The 14,705-nt window shown below is 59.1% G+C and carries 16 protein-coding genes; 11 read left to right on the top strand and 5 right to left on the bottom strand.

Annotated features, from left to right (window positions below; translation table 11 throughout):
- Positions 1-25 precede the first annotated feature (25 nt).
- Positions 26-949 carry a LysR substrate-binding domain-containing protein gene (locus ACOI6Z_RS18550; RefSeq protein WP_023289914.1) on the top strand — a complete coding sequence of 308 codons (924 nt, stop codon included), beginning with the start codon at positions 26-28 and terminating at the stop codon, positions 947-949.
- Between the two features lie 277 nt (positions 950-1,226).
- Positions 1,227-3,599, top strand: coding sequence for a membrane-bound PQQ-dependent dehydrogenase, glucose/quinate/shikimate family (locus ACOI6Z_RS18545; protein WP_420687477.1), 2,373 nt, complete (start codon positions 1,227-1,229; stop codon positions 3,597-3,599).
- 68 nt (positions 3,600-3,667) lie between these two features.
- Here the strand turns inward: ACOI6Z_RS18545 and ACOI6Z_RS18540 are convergent, their stop codons facing one another.
- The 3 genes from ACOI6Z_RS18540 to cybB form a co-directional block, all read right to left on the bottom strand.
- Complete coding sequence (locus tag ACOI6Z_RS18540; protein ID WP_023289916.1) at positions 3,668-4,786, bottom strand: S-(hydroxymethyl)glutathione dehydrogenase/class III alcohol dehydrogenase; 1,119 nt, start codon at positions 4,784-4,786, stop codon at positions 3,668-3,670.
- Between the two features lie 24 nt (positions 4,787-4,810).
- Entirely contained in the window at positions 4,811-5,086 is a 276-nt protein-coding gene (locus ACOI6Z_RS18535) for a metal/formaldehyde-sensitive transcriptional repressor (RefSeq protein WP_004202822.1), read from the bottom strand.
- A 104-nt stretch (positions 5,087-5,190) separates the two neighbouring features.
- Positions 5,191-5,718, bottom strand: a complete 528-nt coding sequence (cybB, locus tag ACOI6Z_RS18530; protein ID WP_023289917.1) for a cytochrome b561 — start codon at positions 5,716-5,718, stop codon at positions 5,191-5,193.
- A 243-nt stretch (positions 5,719-5,961) separates the two neighbouring features.
- On the opposite strand from cybB, the gene ACOI6Z_RS18525 reads away from it, so the two are divergent.
- Positions 5,962-6,330 (top strand): hypothetical protein, encoded by a 369-nt coding sequence (locus ACOI6Z_RS18525; RefSeq protein WP_004202826.1) that lies wholly within the window; start codon positions 5,962-5,964, stop codon positions 6,328-6,330.
- Positions 6,331-6,339: 9 nt separating this feature from the next.
- Here the strand turns inward: ACOI6Z_RS18525 and ACOI6Z_RS18520 are convergent, their stop codons facing one another.
- Positions 6,340-6,525 (bottom strand): hypothetical protein, encoded by a 186-nt coding sequence (locus ACOI6Z_RS18520; RefSeq protein WP_004202827.1) that lies wholly within the window; start codon positions 6,523-6,525, stop codon positions 6,340-6,342.
- A 221-nt stretch (positions 6,526-6,746) separates the two neighbouring features.
- Between ACOI6Z_RS18520 and add the strand changes: the two genes are divergently transcribed.
- On the top strand, positions 6,747-7,748 hold the full coding sequence (gene add / locus ACOI6Z_RS18515) for an adenosine deaminase (protein WP_064157929.1): 1,002 nt from the start codon (positions 6,747-6,749) through the stop codon (positions 7,746-7,748).
- A gap of 35 nt (positions 7,749-7,783) precedes the next feature.
- On the opposite strand, the gene ACOI6Z_RS18510 is transcribed toward add, so the two are convergent.
- Positions 7,784-8,824, bottom strand: coding sequence for an oxidoreductase (locus tag ACOI6Z_RS18510; RefSeq protein WP_044523534.1), 1,041 nt, complete (start codon positions 8,822-8,824; stop codon positions 7,784-7,786).
- A gap of 190 nt (positions 8,825-9,014) precedes the next feature.
- On the opposite strand from ACOI6Z_RS18510, the gene blr reads away from it, so the two are divergent.
- The 7 genes from blr to rsxC all read left to right on the top strand — a co-directional run.
- Positions 9,015-9,152 (top strand): division septum protein Blr, encoded by a 138-nt coding sequence (blr, locus tag ACOI6Z_RS18505; RefSeq protein ID WP_012541534.1) that lies wholly within the window; start codon positions 9,015-9,017, stop codon positions 9,150-9,152.
- Between the two features lie 115 nt (positions 9,153-9,267).
- A complete protein-coding gene (locus ACOI6Z_RS18500; RefSeq protein ID WP_065812564.1) occupies positions 9,268-10,638 on the top strand; it encodes a GH1 family beta-glucosidase in 1,371 nt (456 codons plus the stop codon).
- Positions 10,639-10,853: 215 nt separating this feature from the next.
- On the top strand, positions 10,854-11,069 hold the full coding sequence (gene ydgT / locus ACOI6Z_RS18495) for a transcription modulator YdgT (RefSeq protein ID WP_004202843.1): 216 nt from the start codon (positions 10,854-10,856) through the stop codon (positions 11,067-11,069).
- A 75-nt stretch (positions 11,070-11,144) separates the two neighbouring features.
- A complete protein-coding gene (locus tag ACOI6Z_RS18490) occupies positions 11,145-11,585 on the top strand; it encodes a DUF2569 domain-containing protein (protein ID WP_023289920.1) in 441 nt (146 codons plus the stop codon).
- Positions 11,586-11,663: 78 nt separating this feature from the next.
- Positions 11,664-12,245 (top strand): electron transport complex subunit RsxA, encoded by a 582-nt coding sequence (gene rsxA, locus ACOI6Z_RS18485; protein WP_002907658.1) that lies wholly within the window; start codon positions 11,664-11,666, stop codon positions 12,243-12,245.
- Complete coding sequence (gene rsxB, locus ACOI6Z_RS18480; RefSeq protein ID WP_065812563.1) at positions 12,245-12,823, top strand: electron transport complex subunit RsxB; 579 nt, start codon at positions 12,245-12,247, stop codon at positions 12,821-12,823. The genes rsxA and rsxB overlap by 1 nt, the downstream gene beginning before the upstream one ends.
- The coding region (gene rsxC / locus ACOI6Z_RS18475) for an electron transport complex subunit RsxC (protein WP_420687476.1) at positions 12,816-14,705 on the top strand (1,890 nt) is incomplete at its 3' end. The genes rsxB and rsxC, both read left to right, overlap by 8 nt.

Here is a 14,705-nt window from a genome sequence, read left to right as displayed (position 1 = left end):
GCTGTGTTTTTAACATCATCTTACTATGGAAAAAAATGGTCTCTTCAGTCAGCGCATTCGCTTGCGCCATCTACACACCTTCGTGGCCGTCGCTCAACAGGGAACGCTGGGGCGCGCGGCTGAAACTTTAAATCTGAGCCAGCCAGCACTTTCAAAAACGCTTAACGAACTTGAACAGCTGACCGGTACCCGTCTGTTTGAGCGGGGACGTCTGGGGGCGCAGCTGACCCTGGTCGGGGAACAGTTTCTGACTCATGCCGTGAAGGTGCTTGATGCCCTTAACTCGGCGGGCCAGGCGCTGAACCGTAAAGAGGGCCTGAATAACGACATTGTACGCATCGGCGCGCTACCTACCGCCGCGCTGGGGATCCTGCCGACGGTGATCGGCCAGTTCCATAAGCAGCAAAAAGATATCACGCTGCAGGTCGCCACCATGAACAACACCATGCTGCTCGCCGGGTTAAAGTCCGGGGAGATCGACATCGGCATCGGACGGATGTCCGATCCGGAGCTGATGAGCGGCCTGCATTACGAACTGCTGTTCCTGGAATCCCTTAAGCTGGTGGTTCGTCCGGGACATCCCCTGCTGCAGGAGACGGTGACCCTCAGTCGGGTGATGGAGTGGCCGGTGGTGGTCTCGCCAAAGGGCACAGTGCCGCGGCAAAACGCCGAAGCGCTGCTCCAGAGCCAGGGGTGTAAAATGCCCGCCGGCTGCATCGAGACTCTGTCCGCTTCCCTGTCGCGCCAGCTAACGGTTGATTTTGACTATGTCTGGTTCGTCCCTTCCGGGGCGGTGAAAGACGATCTTCGCCGTGGCGTACTAACCGCCCTGCCGATTGCCACCCAGGGCGCCGGGGAGCCCATCGGCATTTTAACCCGCGTCGATGCGACGCTGACCCCCGGGACGCACACCCTGCTCAGCGCTATTCGTAAATCAATGCCTGCCTGATCCGCCGCTCCCCCGGCCCGTCGCGGCCGGGGAGCCGACGCCGACTGAGACACATTCAGCAAAATAATCATTTAGTGCGAAATTATTTATTAACATTTGCGCAAATTTCTTTAACAGATCTATCATATCGCGATTTCACCAAATGGTTCATATGAAATCAAAGCAGGCAATAAATTTGGCTTTATGAAGATACAAACCGCTTCATTCAAAAATAAAACAAAATAACTTTGTTTCATTTGGTTCGTAATGAGGTGGCTGGTGTGGTTAAGGAGATTTCATGACAACTGGCAACGCGCCGCGCGGATTCCCCCGGATCCTGCAGTGGCTTCTCGCCGGACTGATGCTGATCATCGGTCTGGCTATCGGTATTCTGGGGGCAAAACTGGCTCTCGTCGGCGGCACGCTGTACTTTGCGCTTATGGGCGTGGTGATGGTTATCGCGGCAGTGCTAATTTTCCGTCGCCGCCGCGGCGGGATTTTGCTGTACGCCGTGGCGTTTATCGCCTCAGTGATCTGGGCGATCGGCGACGCTGGCTGGAACTTCTGGCCGCTCTTCTCGCGCCTGTTCGCCCTTGGCGTGCTGGCCTTTCTCGCCGCCCTGGTCTGGCCTTTCCTCGCCAGCCCGCCGGCGAAAAAAGGCCCGGCTTTTGCCATCGCCGCCGTGCTCGCCGTGGCGCTGGCGGGAAGCTTTGGCTGGATGTTTAAATCCGAACCGCTGGTCAGCGCCACGGAAGCGGTACCGGTGAAACCCGTCGCGCCGGGCGAAGAGCAGAAAAACTGGGCGCACTGGGGCAACACCACCCACGGCGACCGCTTCGCCGCTCTCGATCAAATCAACAAGCACAACGTCAACCAGCTGCAGGTAGCCTGGGTGGCGCATACTGGGGATATTCCGCAGAGCAATGGCTCCGGCGCGGAAGATCAGAATACCCCGCTGCAGATTGGCGATACCCTCTACGTCTGTACCCCATACAGCAAAGTGCTGGCGCTGGATGTCGACAGCGGCAAAGAGAAATGGCGCTATGACTCCAAATCCTCTTCGCCTAACTGGCAGCGCTGCCGCGGCTTAGGCTATTACGAAGATAGCCAGGCGCAGACGACGCCAGCGTCAGGTGCCCAGCCTGCCGCCTGCTCCCGTCGTCTGTTCCTGCCGACGATCGATGCCCGCCTGATCGCCATTGATGCCGACACCGGCAAACTGTGCGAGAGCTTCGGCGATCGCGGTATTGTCGACCTCAGCGTCGGAATGGGCGAAGTCAAAGCGGGCTACTATCAACAGACCTCCACCCCGCTGGTCGCGGGCAATGTGGTGGTGGTGGGCGGCCGCGTCGCGGATAACTACTCTACCGGCGAACCGCCGGGGGTGGTCCGCGCGTTTGACGTCCATACCGGTAAACTGGCCTGGGCGTGGGATCCGGGTAATCCGGCGCTGACCGGCGTACCGCCGGAGGGCCAGACCTATACGCGCGGCACGCCGAACGTCTGGTCGGCGATGTCTTACGACGCGAAGCTGAACCTGATCTATCTGCCGACCGGCAACGCTACGCCAGACTTCTTCGGCGGCGAACGAACCGCGCTGGACGACAAATACAGCTCCTCCATCGTCGCTGTGGATGCCGCGACCGGCCAGGTACGCTGGCACTTCCAGACCACCCACCACGACCTGTGGGACTTTGACCTGCCGTCTCAGCCGCTGCTGTACGATCTGCCTGACGGCAAGGGCGGCACCACCCCGGTGCTGGTGCAGACCAGCAAGCAGGGCATGATCTTTATGCTCAATCGCGAAACCGGCGAGCCGGTGGCGAAAGTGGAAGAGCGACCGGTGCCGGTGGGCAACGTCAAAGGCGAGCGCTACTCGCCGACGCAGCCTTACTCGGTGGGAATGCCGATGATCGGCAACCAGACGCTGACCGAGTCCGATATGTGGGGCGCGACGCCGATCGACCTGCTGCTGTGCCGTATCCAGTTCAAAGAGATGCGCCACCAGGGGGTCTTTACCCCGCCGGGGGAAGACCGCTCCCTGCAGTTCCCGGGCTCGCTCGGCGGCATGAACTGGCGCAGCGTCTCGGTGGATCCCAACAACAGCCTGATGTTCGTTAACGATATGCGTCTCGGTCTCGCCAACTATATGGTGCCGCGCGAGAAGGTAGCGAAAGACGCCAGCGGCATTGAGATGGGCATCGTGCCGATGGAAGGCACGCCGTTTGGCGCCATGCGCGAACGTTTCCTGTCGCCGCTGGGCATTCCGTGCCAGAAACCGCCTTTCGGCACCATGTCCGCTGTGGATCTGAAAACCGGGAAACTGGTGTGGCAGGTGCCGGTAGGCACCGTAGAGGATACCGGGCCGCTGGGGATCCGCATGCATATGCCGATTCCGATCGGTATGCCGACCCTTGGCGCGTCGCTGGCGACGCAGTCCGGGCTGTTGTTCTTCGCCGGCACTCAGGATTTCTACCTGCGCGCCTTTGATACCGCTAACGGCAAGGAGATCTGGAAATCCCGTCTGCCGGTTGGCAGTCAGTCCGGCCCGATGACCTACGTGTCGCCGAAAACCGGTAAGCAGTACATCATTATCAATGCGGGCGGCGCCCGTCAGTCTCCGGATCGCGGGGATTACATTATCGCCTATGCGCTTCCTGACCATCACTGATTGACCTAAGCAAAAGGGCCCATTCGGGCCCTTTTTTGCTGCTGACGAAACGCCTTGCGCGTTAGCGATTACTGGTCGCCAAAGTGGATCACGGTGCGAATCGATTTGCCTTCATGCATCAGGTCAAAGGCCTCGTTAATTTGCGCCAGCGGCAGGCGATGAGTAATAAACGGGTCGAGGCGAATTTTACCCGCCATCGCGTCTTCCACCATTCCCGGCAGCTGGCTACGGCCTTTCACGCCGCCAAAGGCGGAGCCGCGCCACACCCGGCCAGTCACCAGCTGGAACGGACGGGTCTTGATCTCCTGCCCGGCGCCGGCCACGCCGATAATGACGCTCTCGCCCCAGCCTTTATGGCAGCATTCCAGCGCCGCGCGCATAACATTGACATTACCGATGCACTCGAAGCTGAAATCCACCCCGCCGTCGGTCAGCTCAACGATCACATCCTGAATGGGCTTATCGTAGTCGTTGGGGTTGATAAAGTCGGTAGCCCCCATCTCTTTCGCGAGAGTGAACTTATCCGGGTTAGTATCGACCGCCAGAATGCGCCCGGCTTGCGCCTGCACGGCGCCCTGGATCACCGCCAGGCCGATGCCGCCCAGACCAAAGACCGCGACGGTATCCCCGGGCTTAACCTTCGCCGTGTTGTGCACCGCGCCGATGCCGGTGGTCACGCCGCAGCCCAGCAGACACACTTTATCCAGCGGCGCCTGCGGATTGACTTTCGCCAGCGAGATCTCAGCGCAGACCGTGTATTCGCTGAAGGTGCTGGTGCCCATGTAGTGATAAATCGGTTCGCCGTTATACGAGAAACGGGTGGTGCCGTCCGGCATCAGCCCTTTGCCCTGGGTGGCGCGCACCGCCTGACAGAGATTGGTTTTACCCGACTTACAGAACTTGCACTCGCCGCATTCGGCGGTATACAGCGGGATGACATGATCGCCCGGCTTAAGACTGGTGACGCCCTCGCCCACTTCCACGACCACGCCGCCGCCTTCATGGCCCAGCACCGCCGGGAAGACGCCTTCGGGATCGTCGCCGGAAAGGGTGAAGGCATCGGTATGGCACACGCCGGTATGGGTGATTTTCACCAGAACTTCGCCTTTTTTCGGCGGCGCGACGTCAATCTCTACGATTTTTAACGGCTGACCGGGGCCAAAGGCCACTGCTGCGCGTGATTTCATAACTGTCTCTTCCTCGTCGTGATGTTATTTTAAATAAGATCGTAGCAGATGACCGACCTCTGCCATTCTCGCGGCCCGCTGGTCCGGGGTGGTGTCGCCGCTGACCAGCTCGTCCTGCAGGTGGATCTCCACCATTTCGCCCATCAGACCGTTTGCCGCCCCGCGAATCGAGGCGATCTGCTGCAGGATAGTCATACAGGGTTCGCCTGACTCCAGCGCGCGTTCAAGGGCTTCAACCTGGCCGCGGATGCGGCGTACGCGGCTGAGGGCCCGTTTTTTATCTTCAGGTGAATGTGGCACGATAACGCCTCCGTATCATATAGGGGGGTATACTATATTTTATTAGCCGCAAAGGCAAAAAAAACCCCGTCGCGGGACGGGGTCTGAATGTTGAAGCGAGTGATTCAGCGCTTACGGGGCATCATTCGCAGCAGGGTATTATCTTTCCACCAGTAATGATGGAGCAGCGCGGCAAAGGCATGCAGGCCAATCACGAAGTAACCGGCATTCGCTAACCATTCATGGATCGCTTTCAGGGTGTCCACCCGCTCAAAATCGCTCTGCGGGGCATACGGCATCGTCAGGCCAAAGGCGTACCAGGGATTCCCGCGCCAGTACATCATCACCATGCCGATCAGCGGCAGGGCAATAAACAGCAGATAAATAACCAGATGGCCGAGATGGGCGAAACCGGTCATCATTGGCGACGGCTTCGGCACGATCGGCGGCGTCGGCGTTTTCAGCCGCACCAGCAGACGCGCCGCCATCAGCACGCAAATGGCGATCCCGCAGGAAACATGAATCATATTAATCAGCGGCCGATCGCTGCGGGGGAAAAATCCGCGCAGCTCCATCGCCGCATAGGCCACCACCACCAGCAAGAAGACCAGCCAGTGGATGCCAATCTGCAGGCCGGAATATTTATCGCGCATGGAATATCCTTAATGGAAAGTGTGATGCTGCCAACATAGCGGCCTTCCCTTAAATTTTCATTAACCTTTACGTTGAATTAACAAATGATTACCGCATTGTGCCGAGCCGCTGCGCCCGGGCCACGCGAACGGGCGCCGGATACCATGCGCTATTACAAAATTAAACAGTTTTGTTACCTGCCGCCGTGCTCTCCCCTCTATAGTTGAGAACATCTGTCGGCCACGCTGCGTATGGAGATAAAAATGAAGAAAATCAGCTTACCGCTATTGCTGCTGACCGCGTTGGCCAGCCCGACTTTCGCCGCGGACTGTCAGCCTAACGGCATCGGCGGCTCATTTTGCATTAACGATGACGGGACCACCACCGACACGGTGCCGAATGAAGTCAACGGTATGGATACGTATTCGAACAATGGCGGATACAGCAGTTCTCTGCCCGACCAGTCGGGGGCAGAGGAAGCGCTTGAAGGGTCAACGCTGTCGACGCAGCAGGACAGCGTCGCCAGCAGCGGTCAGGGAGACAGCGCCCTGGCGGGCCGCGACTGGCATTCGCCGTCCAATCTGAATGATGGCGCCGCCACCTCCAGTATGAGCCTGCTGGATAAACCCTGAGGCCTGGCGTCAGGCAAAGCTCCAGCCTGCGGCGCCGATGGCGACGGCGAACAGCAGGCAGGCCAGCGCCGTTTTGCGTAACAGCATGGTATAGAAGGAGATGGCGACGCCAACGAATACCACCAACAGAATGGGCCACATGCTTAATAACAACAGCAGAAAACCCTCAATATTATTATGGATTACGCTTTCCACACCCGCATCCCTGCCTCATCGTCGATAAAGTAAGCAGAATTTAATATGTAACATGAATACATTCAAATAAAATATAAATGTAAATGATTATGCGCCGCATTCTGCTGCGCCGGCCGGGCCTGGCGCAGGCGTTTGTTTCTTTTGCCTTTTTTCAATCGTTTTAAAGCGTTAGGTATCTGTTGTATAATGACGTGCACTTTAACTAAAAAAAGAGTGCGACCATGATTGATTCCTCATTGCCATTAACCGACATTCACCGCCACCTTGACGGTAACATCCGGGCCCAAACCATCCTCGATCTTGGCCGCGAGTTTAACATCCCCCTTCCCGCTACCACCCTTGACACGCTGCGTCCCCACGTCCAGGTCACCAGCCTGGAGCCCGATCTGGTCAGTTTTCTCGCCAAGCTCGACTGGGGGGTGAAAGTCCTGGCCTCGCTGGAAGCCTGCCGTCGCGTGGCATATGAGAACGTCGAAGACGCGGCGCGCAATGGCCTGCACTACGTGGAGCTGCGCTTCTCCCCCCGCTATATGGCGATGACCCACCAGCTGCCGGTCGACGGCGTGGTAGAGGCAGTGATCGCCGGGGTACGTGAGGGGTGCCGCGATTTCCAGGTCGATGCCCGCCTGATCGGCATTTTGAGCCGCACCTTTGGCGAAGCGGCCTGCCAGGAAGAGCTGGCGGCCCTGCTCGCCCACCGCGATGGCATCACCGCCCTCGACCTCGCTGGCGATGAGCTGGGATTCCCGGGGGCGCTGTTCCTCAGTCATTTTAACCAGGCCCGCGATGCCGGGTGGCATATCACCGTCCACGCTGGCGAAGCGGCCGGCCCGGAAAGTATCTGGCAGGCCATCCGTGAACTGGGCGCCGAGCGCATCGGCCATGGGGTAAAAGCGGTACAGGATCCCGCCCTGATGGACTATCTGGCCGAGCACCGCATCGGGATTGAATCCTGCCTCACCTCGAACGTGCAAACCAGCACCGTGCCCTCTCTGGCCCAGCATCCGCTGAAGCAGTTCCTTGAGCACGGCGTGCTGGCGAGTCTCAACACTGACGATCCGGCGGTCCAGGGGGTCGACATTATCCACGAATACACCGTGGCGGCGCCGGCGGCGGGGCTGAGCCGGGAGCAGATCCGCCAGGCGCAGATCAACGGTTTGACTCAGGCGTTTCTCAGCGAACAGGAAAAAGCCGCGCTCATTCAGCGGGTGGCCAAAGGCTGATTACCGGCCCGGCAGCCGCGCTGCCGGGCTATTTTTCACACCAGGCTGAGCGTGGCGCGGTGCCGGGCCGACTCGATACCGAGCTCAATCAGGGTCATGATCTGAATCGCCTCGCTGGCCGGGACCGGGTTTTCTCCCACCCCGTTGAGCGCATCGCGGATAGCGGCATAGTAAGCGGGATAATTGCCCGGCAGCGTCAGCCACGTCTCCTCGCTGCGTTCGTCGCCTTCAGCGCGAGTGAGGGTACCGTCACGCATATCATACCCCCAGTCCTCCTGCGGCAAACGCTCGCCATTTTTCAACCGCTCCTCCTGCGGGTCGAGACCGTACTTGATATAGCTGGCCCGCGAGCCGTGGACGATAAAGCGCGCGCTCTCCGCGGCGGCGAGCAATGTGCCGTGCAGCACCACCCGCCGCTGGGGATAGGCCAGCACCGCGTGAAAATAGTCGGTGGATTGCGCGCCGGGCCGAAGCTGAGCGAGATCGACCGTGATGCTCACCGGCAGACCAAACAGCGCCACCGCCTGGTCGAGCAGATGCGGTCCAAGATCATACCAAATTCCGCTCCCGGGGCCCGCCTGCTCCCGCCAGCGCTGGCGCACCTGCGGCCGGAAACGGTCGAAATGTGATTCGAAGTAACACACCTCTCCCAGCTGGCCTTCGTTGATCAACGTTCTGACCGTTAAGAAATCACTGTCCCAGCGCCGGTTGTGAAATACCGACAGCACCCGACCACAGTGCTTCGCCAGGCTCTCCAGCTCGCGAGCCTGTGACAGTGTCACGGTAAAGGGTTTATCCACCACCACGTGCTTCCCGGCCTCCAGCGCCGCTTTCGCCAGTGGGAAGTGCGTGTCGTTCGGCGTGGCGATGACCACCAGATCGATCTCCGGGTCGTTCAGCAATTCACTCGCCGCACTGACCACCTTCACGCCAGGCCAGTCGGCATGAACTTTGGCCGCGTCGCTGCTGGAGACCGTCGTCAGCGCCAGGCCCGACGTGCCGCTGATTAACGGCGCATGAAACGTTTTGCTGGCGTAGCCATAGCCCACCAGCCCCACCCGGATCGCATCACTCATGTTACCGCCTCGCTTATTCAGCTGATGTCAATATCTGGTTAATGAGAATATTCTTACAAACCGCGACTCAAACTTATCATTTTTCCACTTACGGTTTTACCGCATGCGTGCAAAATCAGACAGATACCCCTTGTGATCTGCTGACCATGGAGTAACATTTCCCACTGTGTTCAAAGGATATTGAAGTGTTATGACGACTGTTTTTACCCGTATTGTAGAACTTATTGGCTGGATTGTTTTTGGGATTTCCGCACTGCTTTTGGTTATCGCGCACCATATTGATAATTACCAGTCGCCACCGCCAGCGGATGTGGTGCAGACAAAGTAGCGCCGCCGTGAAACAGTGACCTGCTTCGCAACTGTGCAACCGGTTTCAGAAACCGGTTGCACACTTCTCCTTGCTTTGATTACACTCCCTCTATCATCAGACTGGGAGCTTTTTCATGGCCGCTTTTCCGCAACATTTTTTATGGGGTGCCGCTACCGCAGCGTATCAGGTCGAAGGTGGGCACGACGCTGACGGTAAAGGACCGTCAATCTGGGATATTTACTCTCACCTGCCGGGAACCACCTTTGAAGGGACCACCGGCGATATCGCCGTCGATCACTATCACCGTTTTCGCGAAGACGTGGCGTTGATGGCCGAGATGGGCCTGCAGAGCTATCGCTTTTCCATCTCCTGGCCCCGCCTGCTGCCCACCGGGCGCGGCGAGGTTAATGAAGCAGGCGTGCAGTTTTATAGCGATCTGATCGATGAACTGCTGGCGCATAATATTGAGCCGATGATCACCCTCTATCACTGGGACCTGCCGCAGGCCCTGCAGGATGAGGGCGGCTGGGAAGCACGCAGCACCGCCGAGGCCTTCGCCGAGTACGCCCGCCTGTGCTACGCGCGCTTTGGTTCGCGGGTGAAGCTGTGGGCAACCTTTAACGAGACCATTGTCTTCATCGGCCACGGCTACATTAACGGCCTGCATCCCCCGGCCGTTCGCGATCCGGCGCGCGCCATCCAGGCCTGTCATCACGTGTTTATCGCCCATGCGCTGGCGGTGAAGGCTTTTCGCGAGATGGACGTGGCGGGCGAGATTGGTTTCGTCAATGTGCTGCAGCCGCATACCCCACTCACCGACAGCGAGGCAGACCGGCAGGCTACCGACCTGGCTGACGCCATCCATACCCACTGGCTGTACGATCCGGTGCTAAAAGGCGCCTATCCTGCTGCCCTGCTGGCGCAGACTCAAGCGCTGTGGGGCGTACCGCGCTTTGCTCCAGGGGACGACGCGCTGCTGCGAGACAACCGCTGTGACTTTATCGGTCTGAATTACTATCGTCGGGAAACGGTATCCGCCCAGCCGCCCGAAATCCCCACCGGCGGCGAGCCTGGCGTGGAGGGGTTATTCTATTTCGTGCGTAATCCGCAAAGCACCTATACCGAATGGGGCTGGGAGATCTGGCCGCAGGGGCTGACCGACGGCATTATGATGATCAAGGCGCGCTATGGCGATATCCCGATCTATATCACCGAGAATGGCCTTGGGGCGAAAGACCCGATTATTGCCGGTGAGGTGGTCGACGATCCGCGAATCGACTATCTGAGCAGCCATATTGGCGCCCTGGAAAAGGCGCTGGCGCAGGGAGCGGACGTCCGCGGCTATTATCCCTGGTCGTTTATCGATTTGCTGAGCTGGCTCAACGGTTATCAAAAGCAATATGGCTTTGTCTATGTGGACCACCAGCAAAATCTGGCACGCAAACGAAAGAAGAGTTTTTATTGGTACAAATCTGTTATTGCCAGCCGCGGCGAACAGCGTTAATCTTCTCCTGCGGGCGCCATTCGGCGCCCGGTCTGATTTAGAATATTCTTAAACATCTCCCTGCTCTTCAAGGTTGGCTTTGCTCCTTGTCATGGGTTTTTATAACCTGAATCATGCCACGCGGCCCCGGCAGAAGGCGCCGTTGGTTGAGAGTAGGTTTAGTGAATGCTGATAATATTCAACGTAATTATTCCGATTATAAAATGGATACGAAAATGACCGTTCTGGACTATTTATTAAAATTCCGCAAAATCAGTTCGCTGGAAAGTCTTGAAAAACTATTTGATCACCTTAACTACTCCCTGACTGACACCGAAGAGATCGTTAATATGTATCGCGCCGCCGACCATCGCCGGGCAGAGCTGGTTTCCGGTGGTAAATTGTTCGATGTGGGCCAGGTGCCTAAATCCGTTTGGCGATTCGTGCAGTAAGACTGTCATCCTTCACGCCAGTTGCTTATACTTCCCGGCCTGCTTTTATATACTGGCGTTGAATAGGGGAGAAACATGACGTCTCAATCTGCGGAGCGCATCGGCGGCTGGCTGTTGGCACCGCTGGCCTGGTTGCTGTTGGCGCTGTTGAGCGCCTCGTTATCGCTGCTATTTTTTGCCAATGCCCTCATGTCGCCGCAGACCTGGGCCCTGCTGCGCGCCATGAGCACCGGACACATGGCGCTGTGGGTCGCCTCGCTGCTGTTTGCCATCGCCATGTGGTTTTATACGCTCTGGCTGACCATCGCCTTTTTCAAGCGGCGCTCGCTGGTGCCGAAACACTATATTATCTGGCTGCTCATTACGCTGCTGCTGGCGATAAAGGCGTTTGCCTTCTCCCCCGTTTCGGATGCCCTTGCTCTGCGTCAGCTACTGTTTCCGCTGCTGGCCGCCGCGCTGCTGGCGCCCTATTTTCGCCGTTCACAGCGGGTCAAACGGACCTTTGTTAATCCGTAAAAACCCCACACTTAACCTGTTGTCGCCGGTATCGTTTTATTCGATAATAAGCGGCTTTTTTTCGTTTCAGGTCGCATGATGGCTGATTATTTACTGCTCTTTATCGGTACTGTCCTTGTCAATAACTTCGTTTTAGTGAAGTTCCTTGGCCTGTGCCCGTTTATGGGTGTTTCCAAAAAGCTGGAAACCGCAATGGGAATGGGGCTCGCGACCACCTTCGTGATGACCCTGGCCTCTATTTGCGCCTGGCTGATTGATACCTGGATCCTTATCCCGCTAAATCTGGTTTATTTACGTACCCTGGCCTTTATTCTGGTTATCGCCGTGGTGGTTCAGTTCACTGAGATGGTGGTGCGTAAAACCAGCCCGGCGCTTTATCGCCTGCTGGGGATCTTTTTGCCACTGATCACCACCAACTGCGCGGTGCTTGGGGTGGCGCTGCTGAACATCAATCTGGGCCACAATTTCCTGCAGTCGGCGCTGTACGGTTTTGCCGCCGCCGTCGGCTTCTCGCTGGTGATGGTGCTGTTCGCGGCGATCCGCGAGCGTCTGGTGGTGGCCGATGTCCCCGCGCCGTTCCGCGGTAATGCCATCGCGCTGATTACCGCCGGTTTAATGTCTCTGGCCTTTATGGGCTTTAGTGGTTTGGTGAAGTTGTAATGAGCGCAGTCTGGATAGCCGTGATCGCCATCAGCCTGTTAGGGCTGATTTTCGGCTTAATACTGGGGTATGCGTCGCGCCGTTTCGCGGTGCAGGACGACCCGGTGGTGGAAAAAATTGATGAACTGTTGCCGCAGAGCCAGTGTGGGCAGTGCGGCTACCCTGGCTGCCGCCCCTATGCGGAAGCGGTGGGCGTGCAGGGTGAGAAAATTAACCGCTGCGCGCCGGGTGGCGAAGCGGTGATGTTAAAAATCGCCGCCCTGCTCAACGTCGACCCGCAGCCCGTCGACGGCGACGAGCAGGTAGCCGAGCCGGCCCGCATGCTCGCCGTGATTGACGAGCCGATCTGCATCGGCTGCACCAAATGTATTCAGGCGTGTCCGGTGGATGCCATTGTCGGGGCGACCCGCGCCATGCATACCGTGATGAGCGACCTGTGCACCGGCTGCAACCTGTGTGTTGCCCCCTGCCCGACCCAGTGCATTTCACTCGTTCCGGTGGCGACGACCCCGGAAACCTGGAAATGGGATCTGAATACGATCCCGGTGCGAAATATTCCTGTGGAACAACATGTTTAAGCTATTTTCCGCTTTCCGAAAAGATAAAGTCTGGGATTTTAACGGCGGTATTCACCCGCCGGAGATGAAAACCCAGTCTAACGGCACCCCGCTGCGCCAGGTTTCCCTGCCGCAGCGCTTTGTGATCCCGCTGAAGCAGCACATCGGCGCCGAAGGCGAACTGTGCGTCAAGGTCGGCGACCGGGTGCTGCGCGGCCAGCCGCTGACCCGCGGTTGGGGAAGAATGCTGCCGGTTCACGCTCCCACCTCCGGCACCGTTGCCGCTATCGCCCCGCACACCACTGCCCATCCGTCCGCGCTGGCGGAGATGAGCGTGATCATTGACGCCGACGGCGAAGACCGCTGGATCGAACGCGACGGCTGGAGCGACTATCAGACCCGCACCCGTGAAGCGCTGATTGAGCGCATCCACCAGTTTGGCGTTGCCGGCCTCGGCGGCGCGGGCTTCCCCACCGGCAGTAAACTGCGCGGCGGCGGCGATAAAATTAAAACGCTGATCATTAACGCCGCCGAGTGCGAACCCTATATCACGGCGGACGACCGTCTGATGCAGGACTGCGCGGCGCAGATTGTCGAAGGGATCCGCATCCTTGCCCATATTCTGCAGCCTGACGAGGTGCTGATCGGCATTGAAGACAATAAGCCGCAGGCCATCTCGATGCTGCGGGCGGTGCTTTGCGACGCCCATGGCATTTCGCTGCGCGTGATCCCCACCAAATACCCCTCCGGCGGCGCCAAGCAGCTCACCCAAATTCTCACCGGCAAACAGGTACCCCACGGTGGTCGCTCTTCGGACATTGGCGTGCTGATGCAGAACGTCGGTACAGCCTATGCGGTGAAACGCGCAGTGATTGACGGCGAGCCGTTAACCGAGCGCGTGGTCACCCTCACCGGCGAGGCGGTAACCCGGCCGGGCAACGTCTGGGCGCGCCTTGGCACGCCGGTGCGCCATCTGCTTAACGACGCCGGCTTCTGCGCCAGCGCCGAGCCGATGGTGATCATGGGCGGGCCGCTGATGGGCTTTACCCTGCCGGGGCTCGACGTCCCGGTGGTGAAGATCACCAACTGTCTGTTAGCGCCCTCCGCCAGCGAAATGGGCGAGCCGCAGGAAGAGAAAGGCTGCATTCGCTGCAGCGCCTGCGCCGACGCCTGCCCGGCCGATCTGCTGCCGCAGCAGCTTTACTGGTTCAGCAAAGGCCAGCAGCACGATAAAGCCACCGCCCACAATCTGGCGGACTGCATCGAATGCGGCGCGTGCGCGTGGGTATGCCCAAGCAATATTCCGCTGGTGCAGTACTTCCGTCAGGAGAAAGCCGAGATCGCGGCGATTCGTCAGGAAGAGCAGCGCGCTGCGGAAGCCAAAGCGCGATTCGAGGCCCGACAGGCGCGCCTGGAGCGTGAGAAAGCGGCCCGCGCCGAGCGGCATAAAAAAGCCGCCGTCCAGCCTGCCGCCAAAGATCAGGATGCGATTAACGCCGCCCTGGCCCGGGTACGTGATAAACAGCGCGACGCCGCGCAGCCTATCGTGATTCAGGCCGGCGCCAGACCGGACAACAGCGAGGCGATCGCCGCCCGCGAAGCGCGGAAGGCCGAAGCCCGGGCGCGTAAAGCGCAGCAGCAGGCCGCGCCGGCGGAAACTCCGTCGACCGACGCTGCCGATCCACGCAAAGCGGCCGTGGAAGCCGCTATCGCCCGCGCCAAAGCGCGCAAAGCTGAACAGCAGGCCGCGGCGGCGGAAGCCCCGTCGGCCGAGCCGGCCGACCCGCGTAAAGCCGCGGTGGAAGCCGCCATCGCCCGCGCTAAAGCGCGCAAAGCCGAACAGCAGGCCGCGCCGGCGGAAGCCCCGGCGGCCGAGCCGCGTAAAGCCGCCGTGGAAGCCGCT

The organism is Klebsiella sp. C239 (assembly GCF_048822715.1).
GTDB lineage: Bacteria > Pseudomonadota > Gammaproteobacteria > Enterobacterales > Enterobacteriaceae > Klebsiella > Klebsiella quasipneumoniae.
Note: the sequence above shows the minus strand (reverse complement) of the source record. Positions and strands in the feature narration are given on the sequence as shown.

What these genes read in the sequence shown, in the direction of transcription:
- ACOI6Z_RS18550 (WP_023289914.1), top strand. Translation starts at nt 26, where the DNA reads ATGGAAAAAAATGGTCTCTTCAGTCAGCGCATTCGCTTGCGCCATCTA.
- ACOI6Z_RS18545 (WP_420687477.1), top strand. Translation starts at nt 1,227, where the DNA reads ATGACAACTGGCAACGCGCCGCGCGGATTCCCCCGGATCCTGCAGTGG.
- ACOI6Z_RS18540 (WP_023289916.1), bottom strand. Translation starts at nt 4,786, where the DNA reads ATGAAATCACGCGCAGCAGTGGCCTTTGGCCCCGGTCAGCCGTTAAAA.
- cybB (WP_023289917.1), bottom strand. Translation starts at nt 5,718, where the DNA reads ATGCGCGATAAATATTCCGGCCTGCAGATTGGCATCCACTGGCTGGTC.
- ACOI6Z_RS18525 (WP_004202826.1), top strand. Translation starts at nt 5,962, where the DNA reads ATGAAGAAAATCAGCTTACCGCTATTGCTGCTGACCGCGTTGGCCAGC.
- add (WP_064157929.1), top strand. Translation starts at nt 6,747, where the DNA reads ATGATTGATTCCTCATTGCCATTAACCGACATTCACCGCCACCTTGAC.
- ACOI6Z_RS18510 (WP_044523534.1), bottom strand. Translation starts at nt 8,824, where the DNA reads ATGAGTGATGCGATCCGGGTGGGGCTGGTGGGCTATGGCTACGCCAGC.
- blr (WP_012541534.1), top strand. Translation starts at nt 9,015, where the DNA reads ATGACGACTGTTTTTACCCGTATTGTAGAACTTATTGGCTGGATTGTT.
- ACOI6Z_RS18500 (WP_065812564.1), top strand. Translation starts at nt 9,268, where the DNA reads ATGGCCGCTTTTCCGCAACATTTTTTATGGGGTGCCGCTACCGCAGCG.
- ydgT (WP_004202843.1), top strand. Translation starts at nt 10,854, where the DNA reads ATGACCGTTCTGGACTATTTATTAAAATTCCGCAAAATCAGTTCGCTG.
- ACOI6Z_RS18490 (WP_023289920.1), top strand. Translation starts at nt 11,145, where the DNA reads ATGACGTCTCAATCTGCGGAGCGCATCGGCGGCTGGCTGTTGGCACCG.
- rsxA (WP_002907658.1), top strand. Translation starts at nt 11,664, where the DNA reads ATGGCTGATTATTTACTGCTCTTTATCGGTACTGTCCTTGTCAATAAC.
- rsxB (WP_065812563.1), top strand. Translation starts at nt 12,245, where the DNA reads ATGAGCGCAGTCTGGATAGCCGTGATCGCCATCAGCCTGTTAGGGCTG.